General features: G+C 42.0%; 15 protein-coding genes. 10 read left to right on the forward strand and 5 right to left on the reverse strand.

Going from position 1 to position 15,384, the window contains the following annotated elements; all coding sequences use genetic code 11:
* Positions 1–24 precede the first annotated feature (24 nt).
* From rsmA to ACUR5C_RS13195, 4 genes are read right to left on the reverse strand one after another with little or no spacing between them, the layout of a single operon-like run.
* Positions 25–834 carry a 16S rRNA (adenine(1518)-N(6)/adenine(1519)-N(6))-dimethyltransferase RsmA gene (gene rsmA / locus ACUR5C_RS13180; protein WP_454465636.1) on the reverse strand — a complete coding sequence of 270 codons (810 nt, stop codon included), beginning with the start codon at positions 832–834 and terminating at the stop codon, positions 25–27.
* Positions 831–1,835, reverse strand: coding sequence for a 4-hydroxythreonine-4-phosphate dehydrogenase PdxA (gene pdxA / locus ACUR5C_RS13185; protein WP_454465637.1), 1,005 nt, complete (start codon positions 1,833–1,835; stop codon positions 831–833). The genes rsmA and pdxA overlap by 4 nt, the downstream gene beginning before the upstream one ends.
* A complete protein-coding gene (gene surA / locus ACUR5C_RS13190) occupies positions 1,825–3,117 on the reverse strand; it encodes a peptidylprolyl isomerase SurA (protein WP_454465638.1) in 1,293 nt (430 codons plus the stop codon). Before surA ends, pdxA begins: the two co-directional genes overlap by 11 nt.
* Positions 3,118–3,164: 47 nt before the next feature.
* On the reverse strand, positions 3,165–5,588 hold the full coding sequence (locus ACUR5C_RS13195) for an LPS-assembly protein LptD (RefSeq protein ID WP_454465639.1): 2,424 nt from the start codon (positions 5,586–5,588) through the stop codon (positions 3,165–3,167).
* Positions 5,589–5,793: 205 nt separating this feature from the next.
* Here ACUR5C_RS13195 and ACUR5C_RS13200 point away from each other — a divergent pair, with 205 nt between their 5' ends.
* From ACUR5C_RS13200 to ACUR5C_RS13245, 10 genes are all read left to right on the forward strand, one after another.
* Entirely contained in the window at positions 5,794–6,792 is a 999-nt protein-coding gene (locus tag ACUR5C_RS13200; protein WP_454465640.1) for an aminoglycoside phosphotransferase family protein, read from the forward strand.
* On the forward strand, positions 6,789–7,472 hold the full coding sequence (gene murU, locus ACUR5C_RS13205; protein ID WP_454465641.1) for an N-acetylmuramate alpha-1-phosphate uridylyltransferase MurU: 684 nt from the start codon (positions 6,789–6,791) through the stop codon (positions 7,470–7,472). Before ACUR5C_RS13200 ends, murU begins: the two co-directional genes overlap by 4 nt.
* A gap of 52 nt (positions 7,473–7,524) precedes the next feature.
* On the forward strand, positions 7,525–8,331 hold the full coding sequence (gene djlA, locus ACUR5C_RS13210) for a co-chaperone DjlA (RefSeq protein ID WP_454465642.1): 807 nt from the start codon (positions 7,525–7,527) through the stop codon (positions 8,329–8,331).
* A 3-nt stretch (positions 8,332–8,334) separates the two neighbouring features.
* Positions 8,335–8,898 (forward strand): acyloxyacyl hydrolase, encoded by a 564-nt coding sequence (locus ACUR5C_RS13215; RefSeq protein ID WP_454465643.1) that lies wholly within the window; start codon positions 8,335–8,337, stop codon positions 8,896–8,898.
* Positions 8,899–8,930: 32 nt separating this feature from the next.
* Positions 8,931–9,386: a dUTP diphosphatase gene (gene dut / locus ACUR5C_RS13220; RefSeq protein ID WP_454465644.1), complete on the forward strand. Its 456-nt coding sequence runs from the start codon at positions 8,931–8,933 to the stop codon at positions 9,384–9,386.
* 71 nt (positions 9,387–9,457) lie between these two features.
* Positions 9,458–10,681: an MFS transporter gene (locus tag ACUR5C_RS13225; RefSeq protein WP_454465645.1), complete on the forward strand. Its 1,224-nt coding sequence runs from the start codon at positions 9,458–9,460 to the stop codon at positions 10,679–10,681.
* Between the two features lie 98 nt (positions 10,682–10,779).
* Positions 10,780–11,334 carry an RNA polymerase sigma factor gene (locus ACUR5C_RS13230; RefSeq protein ID WP_454465646.1) on the forward strand — a complete coding sequence of 185 codons (555 nt, stop codon included), beginning with the start codon at positions 10,780–10,782 and terminating at the stop codon, positions 11,332–11,334.
* A complete protein-coding gene (locus ACUR5C_RS13235) occupies positions 11,331–12,002 on the forward strand; it encodes an anti-sigma factor (protein ID WP_454465647.1) in 672 nt (223 codons plus the stop codon). The genes ACUR5C_RS13230 and ACUR5C_RS13235 overlap by 4 nt, the downstream gene beginning before the upstream one ends.
* A gap of 172 nt (positions 12,003–12,174) precedes the next feature.
* The gene (locus ACUR5C_RS13240) at positions 12,175–13,512 is read left to right on the forward strand and encodes an HD-GYP domain-containing protein (RefSeq protein ID WP_454465648.1); all 1,338 of its coding nucleotides are present in this window, start codon (positions 12,175–12,177) and stop codon (positions 13,510–13,512) included.
* A 56-nt stretch (positions 13,513–13,568) separates the two neighbouring features.
* Positions 13,569–14,135: a gamma-glutamylcyclotransferase gene (locus tag ACUR5C_RS13245; RefSeq protein ID WP_454465649.1), complete on the forward strand. Its 567-nt coding sequence runs from the start codon at positions 13,569–13,571 to the stop codon at positions 14,133–14,135.
* A 33-nt stretch (positions 14,136–14,168) separates the two neighbouring features.
* Here ACUR5C_RS13245 and purT read toward each other — a convergent pair whose 3' ends face one another.
* Positions 14,169–15,359: a formate-dependent phosphoribosylglycinamide formyltransferase gene (gene purT, locus ACUR5C_RS13250; protein WP_454465650.1), complete on the reverse strand. Its 1,191-nt coding sequence runs from the start codon at positions 15,357–15,359 to the stop codon at positions 14,169–14,171.
* Positions 15,360–15,384 lie beyond the last annotated feature (25 nt).

Consider the following 15,384-nt stretch of genomic DNA (forward strand, 5'->3'; position numbering starts at 1 on the left):
CTGAATAGGCCTAACTCAACTTAATTATTCTGGCTTAGAAGGCAGCTTAGCAATATAGTTAGCAGCATTAACAAAGTCTGCCAATGTCAAATTTTCAGGCCTTAACTGAGGGTCTATCTTAAGCTCGGCAAAGTCACCAACGGCTAAATATTTTTTCCACACATTACGCACGGTTTTTCTTCGCTGGTTAAAAGCTTCGGCAACGACACTGGCAAAAATTGACTTATCAGTTAACGTTAAGGTTTGTTGCTTTGGCGTAAGCCGGACAATAGCTGAATCTACTTTTGGCGCTGGCGTAAATGCTTCTGGCGGTACTATAAACAACATTTGAGCATCACAAGCGTATTGCGTCATTACACTCAACCGACCATAGGCTTTACTACCCGGTTGCGCTACCATTCTTTGAACGACTTCTTTTTGCAACATAAAGTGCATGTCTTGAATATTGCTTAGGTAGTCATACAGGTGAAACATAATTGGGGTCGAAATATTATAAGGTAGGTTACCTACGACCCTTAGCGGCCCATTTTCCGCAAATAACGCAAAATCAGTTTTCAACGCATCTTGTTCAAAAATGTTTAACTCGCCTAAACCATCACAATTAAATTTTAATTTTGGAATGACATCTCTATCTAACTCAATCACGGATATTGATTTAGTTTCGGCTAAAATCTGTCTTGTAAGTGCTCCTAAGCCAGGGCCTATTTCGATGATATTTTGCGACCTTTGCGGCCGCATACTTTTTACAATACGTTCGATAATACCGGCATCTTGTAAAAAATTTTGACCAAAGCGCTTTTTCGCCTGATGTTGATTAGGGTTAAAAACTTTCATGACGGTAACTTCCCAGAGTAAAGTTCTATAGCGTAATTTATAGCATAAGCGAGACTGTCAGCATTGGCTTGATATTTAGCGGCAATATCAAGTGCAGTACCATGATCAACTGACGTTCGAATGTAAGGCAAGCCCAAAGTTATATTGGCGCATTCGCCAAAGCCAGACGCTTTTATCACCGGTAAACCTTGATCGTGGTACATGGCTAAGAAAACATCAAAAGCGGCTCGTTTAGATGGTGTAAAAAGGGTATCGGCAGGAAACGGTCCAAAGACAGACTTCCCTTTGCTTTGGAAGTCTTTTATAACTGGTGCAATAACTTTAATGTCTTCGTTGCCCAACAAGCCATCTTCTCCTGCATGAGGGTTTAACCCACACACTGCGATGCGTACTTTATCTATGCCAAAACCTTCAAACGCGGTGCAAATAACTTCGAGACTTTCAGTTAGCGATTCGCGAGTAATATGAGACGGAACTTGACTGAGTGGAATATGGGTTGTTGCCAGCGTCACTCTCAGTTGATTTGTGGCTAGCATCATTACAACTTTTTCTACTTGAGCATGTTGTGCGAAAAACTCTGTATGTCCTAAAAACGCTCGATCAACTTGATTTAAAACCGCTTTATGAACTGGTGCAGTTACTATCGCGTCGACTTGTCCCTGCAAGCCTAGTTCACTGGCTAGCGTTAATGTGCGTAAAGTAGCGGCGGCATTTTGGGAGTTCAACTCACCCGCAATTGGCTTTACAGGACACTTTACCTCAATCAGCTTTAAGTGCCCTGGCGTATGAACTGAATAATTATCCTGCCAAGTTTGTGCGGTTAAAGCAAGGGGCAAACCTAATTGCTTTGCGGTTGCGATCAACACTTCAGCGTCACCAATAACGGTAAGCTCTGCACTAAAACTTAACTGGGCAATTTTTACAACTAGCTCGGGGCCAATTCCAGCGGGCTCGCCTAGGGTAATAGCGAGCCGCGGAATTTTATTTGCTTTAAGACTCATCAACAATCTTTATATAAGCTTGGTCGCGAAGCTCTCTCAACCAAAGCTGAGATTCTTCTTCGAATTTACGCTGATGCAAAATTTGATAGGCTCTTTCACGCTTCTTTTCTTGGGTTTGATCTTGGTTTCTGCGCCCTAACACCTGAATTACATGATAACCATACTCTGACTTTACCACTTCACTTATTTCGTCAACGGCAAGTTTATTCATTGCTTCACCAAATTCAGGTACAAAATCACTGGGTACTGCCCAACCTAAATCACCACCTAAAGATCCAGAGCCTTTATCGTCAGACAACTCAATCGCTAACTCGGCAAAGTCTTCACCACTGAGCACTCTTTGGCGAATTAATTCGGCTTTTTCTTTAGCGGCTTGATCAGATAAAATCGCATTAGGTGTCACCAAAATATGGCGCGCTTTAGTTTGTAAAACTTCGTGAGAACCGAAGCCACCTTTTATCTCTTTTAACTTTAATATATGTAAACCACTTCCACTTCTTAAGGGCTCAGAAATATCGCCTTTATTTAAATTCTTTATACTATCAGCAAACAAACTAGGTAACTGAGTCAGCGTTCTCCAACCTAGGTCTCCACCCGAAAGCGCATTTTGCCCACTAGAATAAGTTACGGCTAACTCTTCAAAGCTTGCGCCATTACGAAGCTCATTAACAAGCTTTTGCGCATTCTCTCGCGTTTTGTCGATAGTTGGCTGCGTTGCATTCTCAGCAATTGGCAATAGTATATGTCCAATAGAGTATTGCGTTTGACTTTCACCCTGTTTATTAATTTGCTCAACGAGGTTCTCGACTTCTTTGTCGCTCACTTTAATTCTTCGCGAAACAAACCCGGTTCTGGCTCTTGAAATCATAATTTCAGCACGAATATCTTCTCTAAAAATGCCCCAAGGTGTGCCTTCACTTTCTACTTTTTGCTTAAAACTTGCTAAGCTTAGCTGGCTGTCTTCAGCTATTTTTTGAAGCGTAGCGTCTAGCTCCGCATCACCAATTCTTACTCCAGCTCGTTTAGCCATTTGCATTTGAAGCGACTCAGAAATTAAGCGCTCAAGTACTTGATCTTTTAACTTATTGATTGGTGGCACTGTTTGCTTACGCTGTTTAATTTGTTCTACCACGGTGTTTGTTCGGCGAACTAATTCACTTGCTAAAATGACATCGCTATCTACCAAAGCAACCACTCGATCGAGTATTTCAGTATTTGCCGCACTAACAGTTTGATAAAGACACAGGAGAGTGACACAACTTATTTTAACCAATGTTTTCATAGTTTTTTCATTTACCTATTTCTGCCAACAAGATCACTGGCAATTAATTAATTATTTCGCTTTTCTTCTTTAAAGATGTCTTGATATCCAACAATGCTAGATTGTAAAACATTTTTTAAGCCCGATTTACCCGCACTGCCTAAGCCCTTAAATATAAACTGAAGGCTAACTCCATTTTGATAGCGGTCATCGCCAAACTCCAGCGGCAGACCCAGCCCATCAAGTTGAGAGTTTAAAAACTTTTGTGCCACTATTCGCACCACCCAACAGCAAGACTCATATTCTACCCCTGCAAGGGCTTCTATGAGTTGGCCTCGGTTTAAATCATTATACCATCTTCCGAGCAAGCGCCACCTTTCATTTACAGGTAAAGCAAAGGCAAAGTCTAACTCTTCATGCATTTGACCCGCTAGATCACGATATCTGTGAGATAGATTGACAATATGATTGGTCTTGGGTTCAAAATTTAACTGAATTTGCGCTCGATTGGTTTGGTTAAGGTCCGGATCCCAGTCAATTAAGCCCGCTACCGATAATCCATTAGCAACATTCACTTTCGCTTGCGCGAGCCAGGGTGATTGGCGAGCTAGGTTTTCCTCATTACTTAGCTGCACTCTGGGCTCATTTAATTGATATTGCCTTCCAATTGTAAAGCTAGCGAGTTCATCACCTGAGCGGTCACTTAAAATTCGATTAGTCACTGATAAGCTAATTTGATTGGTGTCGCCGACCCGATCAATTCCATTAAAACGGTTTACTTGCCATAAGCGGGCAAAACTAAACTCATTAAGTGTGGTATCAAACACATTAATGTCAGTCTGTTCTCGATAAGGCACATAAGCATAAAATAACCGCGGTTCTAGAGTCTGAGTAAACTGCTCTGCCCCCCACTTGAGGCCTCGCTCAAAATATAACCCGCTATCTACGCTTAATAAAGGCAAGCTGCGTTGAGCGCTAGATGTTGTGCTTGTTGCTGAAACTTCTTGTTGATACTGGGTGGCCCAATAGCTTAGTTTTGGAATAATGAAGCCCCAACTTTGGCGCTTTGGTAAGCTCACGCTAGGCGCTATATGATACCTTTGTCCAACCGTTTTAGCAGGATCGCGGTGATGAAAACGTGTTGCCTCTGAACTTAAGTGAAACTCAAGCCCTTGCTTAGTTTGCACTTGCCCCACGCCTCTAAAGCTCGGTAAATATTGATACGAGTTTCTTCCGATTAATGATTGGTGGCTCAAAGTGAAAAAATCTAATTGCCAAATGTCATCCTGATAATTTAAGCGCAGTTCACTGGCTAACTGAGTTTCGTTGGCGCTTTCAATACCACTAGAGAAATCTCTAAAATAGTCAATATCACTTACTCGCTGAGTATCAATGTTTAAAGACCAGTGTTCACCTAGATTGGTTTTATTACTAAAGTGGCTAAACCAACGATTCGCCTCACTTTTAGCAACTTGCGCGGTGCTATTTTGTTGAAGCTGGTTTAAATAGCGCCTGTCTGATGCTAGCGCTGCGAGTTCATATTCGGTGTAACTATTTGTCGTCATGTAGCGCAATTCAGCTTCTAACCCACTGCCACGTTTCTCAATATAGCGAGGCGCTATTGTCAGATCGGCATGGGGTGCTAAGTTCCAATAAAAAGGTAAACTAAAATCGACACCGTCTCTATCGTCAGAGTTAAAAGAGGGAGTTAGTAAACCAGTTTTACGCCTATCATCGGTTGGAAAACTAATATAAGGTAAATAAATAACAGGAACATCTTTGACCCTTAAAACGCTACCCCAGGCTTCGCCTACACCATTTTGTTGGTCTATCTCCATGCGCTCGGCTGTCAATTGCCAAGCAGGTTCTTCTACAGGGCAAGTAGAAAAAGATAACTCGCGTAATGCAAGATGATCGCGATTAGTAACTTTTAATTGTTGCGCGGTGCCATTGGCTTGGCTTTGAAAAAGGTAGAACAATGCCGAGTCGACGGTCAAAGTATCTTGCGCTTCGTCCATAATAATTTGTTGGCTACTGAAAAAGAGTTCTGCAGATTCATAGCGCACGTTTCCAGAAACTTGAGATACTTGAGTCGCTTTCTCTAGGGTAAGTTTATCTGCGCGCAACCACGACTCGGAATCTTTAGCCTCTACATTACCGGTCAATTGTATACGAGTCTCATTGTTGACCGGCATAGCATCGGCCGATAAGCTGCGCTCTAATGTATAAGCTTGAGCCTTGGGCATTAAGGGGTTAATGTCTGACTGCCAGGATTTATTTTGGCCGCACTGTGAAAGTTGATTAATATAATCAGTTGCCGACTGATCTGCTTTAATTTGTGCTGAATAGTAAGGTGATGCAGCTTGTTGCGCGGGTTCGAGGTTAGATTCTTGGGCCACAGCGGGGACTAGCGCCAAAACCGCCAAAGCCAGTAGCAAAACCAAATACGTTGTTAATTGAGCGTTAAATTTAAAGGCACGAACAAAATTCATAAAGTTCTTAAGGGCTAACGTAATTTAGCTTAAAATTAACCAAGGGGTAATTGAAGAGCCGTTATCATACGCTAAAAGCGCTTATGCTGAAACCAAAAAGAGGCTCGGTTTACCCCATAAGCCTTGTTGGCTTGTACTGAAGAATGATTGCAGGCATTATGCCAATCGAAAATACGTAATTTCCAACCCTAAGATAACTTAACTTATGTCACAAAGTCGCACCCAACAGCTATCCACTTGGGTAGGTACGCAACTAAACATAGCTCCTCCTACATTAATTAATGTGGCAGGTGACGCAAGCTTTAGACGCTACTTTAGGTTCAGACACCAAGATTTGTCATTGATAGCAGTTGATGCCCCCCCAGCAACAGAAAAAAACCACGCTTTTGTTAACATGTGCGAGCTGCTAGCGGCCAACCAATTAATTGCTCCAAGCTGCCATGCGGTAGACTATGAACAAGGCTTTTTGATTATTGAAGACTTGGGCGACCAGCTTTTCTCTAATCAGTTAAACCTTGACTCGGCCCCGCAACTTTATGCCGCGGCGCTGCAAACATTAGCAAAATTTCAGTCAATACCAACAAATACCATTGATGATATCCCTCACTACGATCGAGAGCTACTACAAACTGAGCTCGATTTGTTTGACCACTGGTTTGTTCAACAACACTTAGGGTTAAGCCTCAGTCAAACCGAAATCAGTCTAATCGTTCAGGTTAAGTCGCGGTTAATTGCCAGCGCACTTGCTCAACCCCAATGTTTAGTTCATAGAGACTTTCACTCGCGTAATTTAATGTTAACAAAGACAGGAAAAATCGCCCTAATTGACTTTCAAGATGCGGTATTGGGACCCGTTAGCTACGATCCTGTATCACTACTAAAAGACTGCTACATTGCGTGGCCAAGACAGCAACAACTCGACTGGCTGAAAAGCTTTTATCAAAACTCAGTAATCATAAAGCAATACCAAATAAGCTGGCCTCAACTGGTAAAATATTTTGACTGGATGGGGATGCAGCGGCATTTAAAAGTTCTAGGCATATTTAGTCGCCTAAACTATCGCGACAACAAGCCTAATTATCTTAATGATTTGCCATTAACCCTCAATTACCTATTAGAAACGGCGGCAGTTTACCCCGAGTTTGAAAAGTTTAGTTTATTTTTAAACCAAACCATAAAGCCTGCGATGGACCAACTAAAATGAAAGCGATGATATTAGCCGCAGGACGCGGACAACGTATGATGCCATTAACTAAAGATACCCCCAAGCCCATGTTGGCCGTTGCGGGCAAGCCTTTATTAGAGCACCAAATCATTAAATTAGCCCAAGCAGGCATTCAAGATATCGTGATTAATCATTGCTATTTAGGCGAACAAATTGAAAACTATTTTGGCGACGGTAGCAATTGGGGAGTCAATATCACTTGGTCTAGAGAAACTCAAGCACTGGAAACCGCTGGCGGGATAAAACAAGCATTAGCTTATTTAGGCGATGAAGCCTTTATTTCAATTAACAGTGATATCTGGTGCGATTTACCGCTCGAACACTTAATCAAACATCAACAAACCAAGCCCTTAAGCGAGTCGAGTTGTCACGCCCATTTAGTGTTGGTGAAAAACCCAGCGCACAACCTTAAAGGGGACTTTGGTTTAGAAAACGATCTCGTGAGTAACTCTACCCAAGCATCTACTTGGACATTTTCTGGCATAGCCCTTTATCACCCTGCGCTACTTTCACAATGCCCGCCTAATCAAGCGCAAAGCTTAGCGCCATTTTTACGAGCTGCGGCAGATAAAAACATGCTCTCTGGAGAAATTTACCACGGAATGTGGCATGATATCGGTACGCCACACAGGCTCGAAGAGCTCAAACAGCAACTATAAATTAAAAGGAGTAGCTCGAGCGAAACCAACCGCTTACGCACTCAAGCAAACTATGAAAATATACGGAAAACTAATTTGCGGCATTTTAGGCGCACTACTTGGCGGCCCCATAGGACTGGTGATAGGTGTATGGCTTGGACACTCTTTTGACAAAGGTCTCAACCAAGAATTCGGTAGTTACACTAGCTCTGCCAATGCGTTTCAAACTCAACAAGCATTTTTTGACTCAACTTTTGCGGTCATGGGTCATATTGCAAAAGCTGACGGAGTCGTTTCTCCCATAGAAATAGCCGCCGCAGAACAAGTGATGCGAACTTTGGGTCTCGTTAATGAAAAGCGCCAGCAAGCGATCGACGCCTTTAACCGCGGAAAATCCAGTACGTTCAATTTAGATGAGCAATTAAAGGGCCTCATAACGAATTGCTTTAGAAAGCCCTCGCTAATTCAAATGTTTCTCGAAATTCAGATTGTTAGTGCGGCAGCAGATGGAGAAATTTCTGATGCTGAACGGCAAATCCTCTACCAAATAGGCAGTGCTTTTAATTTGCCGAATGCACATATTAATCGACTAATTAACATGGTGATTGCACAACAGTCATTTCATCAACAAAATCAAGGCCAAGGACAAACCAAAAATAGTCACCGCCCCTCTATTGAGCAAGCCTATGCTGTTTTAGGTATTAGCGCAGACGCAGATAAAGCGAGCATAAAAAAAGCCTACCGCAAATTAATGTCGCAACATCATCCAGACAAGCTGGTTGCTAAAGGCATGCCGCAAGAAATGGTGAAAGTGGCGACCGAAAAATCGCAAGAGATTCAAGCCGCATACGACATGATTAAAAATCAAAAAGGATTTTAAACTGTGCGTGCGTTTATTTTTAAAAACTTTATTGCGGTTATTTTAGGCGTCATAGCGATCAATGCTAACTCAAATGCGATTGACGGCTTTCTTCTTAATATTGGTAGCGGAATGAATGATAGCCTTATTCAGTATAAAAATATTCAAAGCGCTAAACAATTTAGCTTAGGCATGTTTTGGGAAACTGAAACCACTTTTCAACACGCATTGTTTGGCTATTCGGAACTAGAAATAGAAAGTTACTGGTCAAAAATTGAAAAACAAGATGAGTCTATGCAAGTGATTGCAGTACGGCCAGTATTAAGTTTTTGGCAAAGCCCTGAAAAGTCTCAAGCTTGGTATTGGCAACTTGGGGTTGGTTTAAGTTATTTTAATCAACGCCACTTACACCCTATAGAACTTTCGAGTAAGCCTCAATTTGCGACGGTTGTAGGGCTGGGAACAACCTTAGACAAACAGCAAAAACATCGGTTAACTTTACGTTACAACCACTATTCAAACGCCTACTTAAAGCGCCCAAACTACGGTTTGGACACGCTCACTTTAGACTGGCATTATCGCTTTTAATAATAGTAAAAACTGCTACAGGAAAGTTTCAAATGAAGAATATTGAAATAAAAATACTAGATTCAAAAATCGGCAATCAAATTCCCCTGCCGAGTTACGCAACCGAAGGTTCTGCTGGGGTTGACTTGCGTGCATGTTTAGACAGCAGCTTAACCTTAGAGCCAGGCCAAACCCAACTGATTCCAACCGGCATTGCCATTCATATAGCCGATCCCAGTTTAGCCGCCACCATTTTACCGCGCTCTGGCTTAGGGCATAAGCATGGCATAGTCTTAGGTAATTTAGTTGGACTAATTGACTCAGACTATCAAGGACAACTGTTTATTTCTTGCTGGAATAGAGGCCAAACCTCCTTTAAAATAGAGCCAGGCGATCGCATTGCTCAATTGGTGATACTACCTGTCGTTCAAGTGGAATTTAACTTGGTTTCTGAGTTTGAACAAACTCAACGTGGCGAAGGCGGTTTTGGCCATTCGGGTAAAAACTAACTCGCAATTTATATTTTTTATAGAGGCCGCTCTTTGCAGCGGCTTTTTTATTTCTTTTTAATGGCTCATGTATGCTTAAAGACTACTTCTTATTCGCAAAAAGTAATTTTCACTTTTTATTATTTGGTCTTCTAACCGCTTTTTTTGGTAACTATGGACAAACTTTTTTTATTGCCTGGTTTGGTAACGAGTTTCAGTCCGCCTTTAGTTTGACCAATGCAGAGTACGGACTAGTTTATTCTAGCGCCACATTAGTTTCCGGTTTTATCATTATTTATGTGGGCGGTTTATTAGATAAAACAGCACTCAAAACATTTACTTTTTTTACCACTTTAGGATTGGCCTTCGCCTGCTTTTTACTTTACTTTTCAGTGCAGCTTTGGCACCTAGTTGTCGCATTATTACTGTTAAGGTTTTGTGGGCAAGGTTTAATGTTTCATATTGCCTACACCTCAATGTCTCGCTACTTTGACGCGAATAGAGGCAAAGCGATTGGCTTAGTTGGTTTTGGTATGCCTATTGGCGAAGCGATATTACCCTTACTTGCAGTTAGCCTGATTGCAGCTTTAGGTTGGCGCACAACCTGGCTCATACTGGGGTTTAGTTTATTAGCTTTATTTATACCTTACATGCTTTACCTACTCAATCGCTCGCAGGATAGAATCAATCAAGTTGATAAAGACCTCATAGCACAACCAGAGTCAACAAGTTTACAATGGAATAGAAAACAGGTTCTTGCTGATATCCGCTTTTGGGTATTAATTCCTATGGTAATGGCACCGGCCTTTATTGTCACCGGCATTTTTATTCAGCAAAACATCTTACTGCAAAGTAAACAATGGAGTGTCGCTTGGTTCGCGACAAGCTTTGTGGTTTATGCTATTTCTCACTTAAAGTCTGCATTAATTGTTGGCTCGCTGGTTGATAAATATAGCGGCAAAACTCTAATTCAATTTTATTTAGTTCCTATGTTTTTAGGCTTAGTGTTGCTTGCTCAGCCTTTATTTAGCCCTTGGGTTGCCATGTTATTTATGTTTTTATTTGGTATTACCATTGGCGCAGGTGGCCCTATTGTTGGCTCATTGTGGGTCGAAGTTTACGGTAAGAAACATATCGCCGCGATTCGCTCTATGGTCACTGCAATCATGGTTGTATCCACCGCTATTTCGCCAGTCTTATTTGGTTGGCTATTTGATCAAAATGTCAGTGTAGAATCGCTTTGTACCGGGTTGCTCATTTATATTGCGGTGGCACATAGCTTAGTAAAATTAGTGGTGTTACCTAAGGTAGATTAATCATATTCCCCTAAAACAATCAGTTTAATTTAGTTTTTATAATCCAAAACTGAACTTTACACGTAACTAGATATTACGAGCTAAATTAGGGGGTATTTATGTCAACAACAAAAATCGAGGCCAATCAGCGCCAACTTCAGTGGCTTTATGCGATTACCCAGGGTAATCGCAGCGCCTTTGAGCAGCTGTACTTAAACTGCGGAGGACAACTACTCGCTGTGGCTATCAACTTGCTGGGCCGCAAAGATCTCGCGGAAGAAGTAATTCAAGAAACCTTTGTTAAAATATGGCATAACGCTGACAACTATCATGCAAACCGAGGTAGTGTCATGACTTGGTTAGTCAGCATGGTGCGAAACCGCTGTATTGATGAACTACGGCATAATAAGGTTAACCAAAAACATCAAGCCCGTTTACCACTTCCCACCGATATTAACCCAAATATGGAGAGCCAAAGCACGCTATCCGACAACGTGAAATTAAAACATTGCGTTGAACAATTAGACAGCGGCCAACGCCAATCAATCCAGCTAGCCTATTTTTACGGGCTGACTCAACAAGAAATAACAAAACATATAGAAGCCCCACTAGGAACCATTAAAAGCTGGATTAAGCGCGGTTTACAATCACTTAAAAGTTGTCTTTCAGCATGAACTACCATAATACAGAGCTCGCCGAACAGCTCGCAAAACGATATGTTCTAGGCATCATGAGTGGTCGAGCAAGAACTCGTTTCAGCCAACTAATGATGAAATATAATAGCTTGCAACAAGCAGTTTGGCATTGGGAGCAACTATTGAACCCATTGAGCCAGCAGCTTCCACCCGCGCAACTGCCGTCTCAAATGTGGTTAAAAATCACCGCTCAACTGGGCTGGACTAAAGAACCAACTCGCTTCTCACTCAAGCGCTTTTTTGGCTTGGGTGTGCCAGCGTTTGCCAGTATATTATTTGCATGGCTGGTGCTATTTCAGTTTAATCAGGCGACAGCTGTAACAGCGATAGCAAGCCTACAAATTGAAGCCCCCAAAGTCGCATGGGTTGCAAAACGCCAGAACGAAGCAATTCTCGTCATTGCTCAAAACCCGCCTAAGACTGAAACAGAAATTGATTTTGAACTTTGGATGCTACCTAAAGACGGTACAGCACCAATTTCATTAGGTTTGCTTCCTAAGCAAGGTGAAAAACGACTGGTAGATTTAAAACGCATTGCGAGCTTACTGGAATCTGGCTTAGCGGTTAGCCAAGAGCCGCTAGGTGGTTCACCGACAGGCCAGCCAACAGGTCCAGTTATTCTTACTGCGCAGTGGGTCATAATTTAATCTACAAAGCGCAGCTTGGTTAAGCTCCAACTGCGCTATCTTAATTTTACCCTTCCGATTTACTTTTACCCCTCCGGTAAACTAACGTCCAATCGACAAGGCGATGATTTTTTGCATTAGACCGCTTAAATTAGCTACACTTAAGCTAAATCAATCATTTAGGCCTAGTTTTTTGGAAAGTGACTCAAATCACAACGTTTATGCGGAACACCTCGCTAAGCTCAATGATAGCAATAAGGTGATAGCGGCAGACGACCTATTTAATGAGCAAGGCGTCTTGCTGATAAAAAAAGGGGCTGAAATCAACCGCTCCGCAGCTGAAAGGTTAGTAAAGCACAAGTTAAAGCAAGCTTTACCAACTTCAGTCTCACTTGAGAAAATGATTGATAAGCTCGAACTAAACAAAGCCTTTATTGTTTTTCTCACCGAGTTTCCAGAGCTAAAGTACCTGCATAAAGTGCTACGCCTCAATGGGCGTTTGGACGAGTGCTGTAGCACGCTTAACCAACACTCAATCCTCCGTCAAAAACTCACAGTAATGAAAAGCAATATGCCTGAATTATTCCAAAAGGCGGTTGCTGGGGCTTGGTTTTCATTGGCTATTGCCGATCAGTTAGAGTTAGATTTACGTGAAGTGATTAATATTGTAATAGCGGCATTAGTAAGAGATGTGGGCATGATGCACATTGCACCCGATCTTTTTGAATCGGCTAAACAAAACAAATCCATTATGCAGAAAATCATTAAGAGTCATGTCTTAATTAGTGAACTGGTTTTAAACGATGTTCCACAGCTACCTCGATTAATTACAAAAGCAATTTTAGAGCACCATGAAAGAGACGATGGAGCCGGCTATCCTCATGGCAAACAGGGTTCACAGCTTTGTTTGCAAGGGCAAATTTTAGCCATGTCAGATACCATGCAGGAAATCGTTAATCGTTATAAAAAGCAGGGAAAAGGAATGGCGCACCTAGAAGGCTTTTTAACCCTAAACACCACAACATTCGGTAAAGAAGCTTATAACGGCTTTCTTCAGCTAGTGAAGCGTTCCGCGAGTGAAGCTAAACTGACTCGACCAGAAAGTGAATTCAAGCAGTTTAATCAGCGCCTATTGCAAACCAATAAAATATTTTTCACCGTATGTTCAAGTTTAGAAAAACTAGAAGCAAACCTTAAAGACGCCAGTAAAGACAAGTCTAAGTCGATACTTAAAAATTTTATCGCCAGGTTAACCGACATGCGCATAAAAGCTGGCGTCCCTAGTCGTGAGTATGCCAGTTGGATTGAGCATGTTGCCAACGAAGAGTTAGTAGAATCTTATACCGAAATGGAGTTAATCGGCTCTATGTTTGACGAAATGTCGTGGCAAGTCGACCAAGTCAGTGGCTACATCCAGCAAATCATTCAGTCTAGCAAAGCCACCTCTGAAGAGCTAAAATACCTCACCCATTGTGCCGAACTCATTGACAAAGCCCTAACAGCAACTAACTTTAGAAAAGTAAGAGGCTAGTCAAAGTGAACCATTCAAATTAACTCTTTTAACCATTATTTTTAACGACCCCACTGATGAGCCATAACACGGTTAGTTTAAATAAAAATCGCCAAACATTTTTACCCGGCGAAGAAATTTGGTTATTTGGTTATGGCTCGTTAATCCATAAAATTGACTTTCCATATATCCAAAAAAAGCCCGCATACATTGTCAATTGGGAGCGACGCTTTTGGCAAGGCAGCCATGACCATAGAGGCACGCCTCAACAGCCAGGTAGAGTGCTTACGCTAGTTAAGTCAGCTAACACAAAGTGCGATGGCATGGCTTTTCAAGTTTCTCATGATGTTTTTGAGCACCTTGATCATCGCGAAAAAAATGGCTATTTGCGCCACTCTATTGAACTCAACTTTCATACCGGGAAGCAAAAACAGGGCATTGTGTATATTGCGTCACCAGACAATGAAGCTTACTTAGGCTACGCACCAGAAATAGAAATTGCCGCACAAATCCAAACTAGCCACGGCCCTAGTGGCCCAAATAGAGAATATGTGACTCAATTGGCCAGCGCATTACGAAGCTTAAACTTTTACGATGCGCATGTTTTCTCAATTGAGCATCACTTACTCAATTTTAACGAATAAATGATGGCCCTAAATTAAAGCGCATAGCAATGTTTAAAACTCGACTTTAATTGCCGCAGAAACACGTTTAGCTTTTTCAATGGCTTTTTCAATCGACTCATCGCGCGCTATTGCGACTCCCATTCTACGGCGACCATCAATTTCTGGTTTTCCAAACAGTCGAATTTGCGTATCAGGCTCTCTGAGCGCCTTATCTAATTGGCTAAAACGGGTTTGAGTTGATTTTCCGCTAGGTAAAATTACGCTAGACGCCGATGCACCATGCTGCTTTATGTTTGGAATAGGCAAACCCAATATTGCACGCACGTGTAATGCAAACTGCGACAAATCTTGCGAGATTAATGTCACCATCCCGGTGTCATGTGGTCTAGGTGACACTTCACTAAAGTAGACTTGATCACCCTTTATAAAAAGCTCTACCCCAAATAATCCGCGCCCATTCTCACCGCATAAGGATCGGGTAATTTGTTCTGCTATCGACTTAGATTTAGCTAAAGCTTGCTCGCTCATCGCACAGGGTTGCCAAGATTGGCGATAGTCACCATCTTTTTGGACATGCCCAATTGGATCACAAAAACTAATTCCATCAATATGCTTGATTGTTAAAAGTGTAATTTCATAATCAAAGTCGACAAAGCCTTCAATAATAACTTTTCCCTTACCCGCGCGGCCACCTTCTTGGGCATACTGCCAAGCTTGCTCAATATCATTCGCCTCTCTCACAAGACTTTGCCCTTTTCCAGAAGAACTCATTATGGGTTTAACCACGCAAGGCAAGCCAATTTTTTCTAGCGCGCTCATAAATTCTTGTTTGGTTTGTGCAAATGCGTAGGGCGAAGTTGGAATTCCGAGTGTTTCTGCAGCTAGTGTGCGAATGCCTTCTCTATTCATAGTTAATTGCGTCGCGCGTGCGGTAGGGACAACATTTACGCCCTCAGCTTCTAACTCAGCAAGGGTTTGAGTCGCTATCGCTTCAATTTCAGGAACTACATAGTCTGGCTTTTCAAGTTCAATAACCCGCCTTAACTCATCCCCATTAAGCATATCAACAACATGCGAGCGATCAGCAACCTGCATTCCAGGTGCATTGGCGTAACGGTCAATTGCAATGACTTCTCCCCCAAGTCGCTGTAATTCAATAATAACTTCTTTGCCTAGTTCACCGGCACCGCACAAAAGTACGCGCGTTGCTGACGCAGAAAATGGAGTTCCAAGAGTAGCCATTATGTTTAGTCCTAATTGTTGATAA

It is taken from the genome of Aliikangiella aequoris (assembly GCF_053709105.1).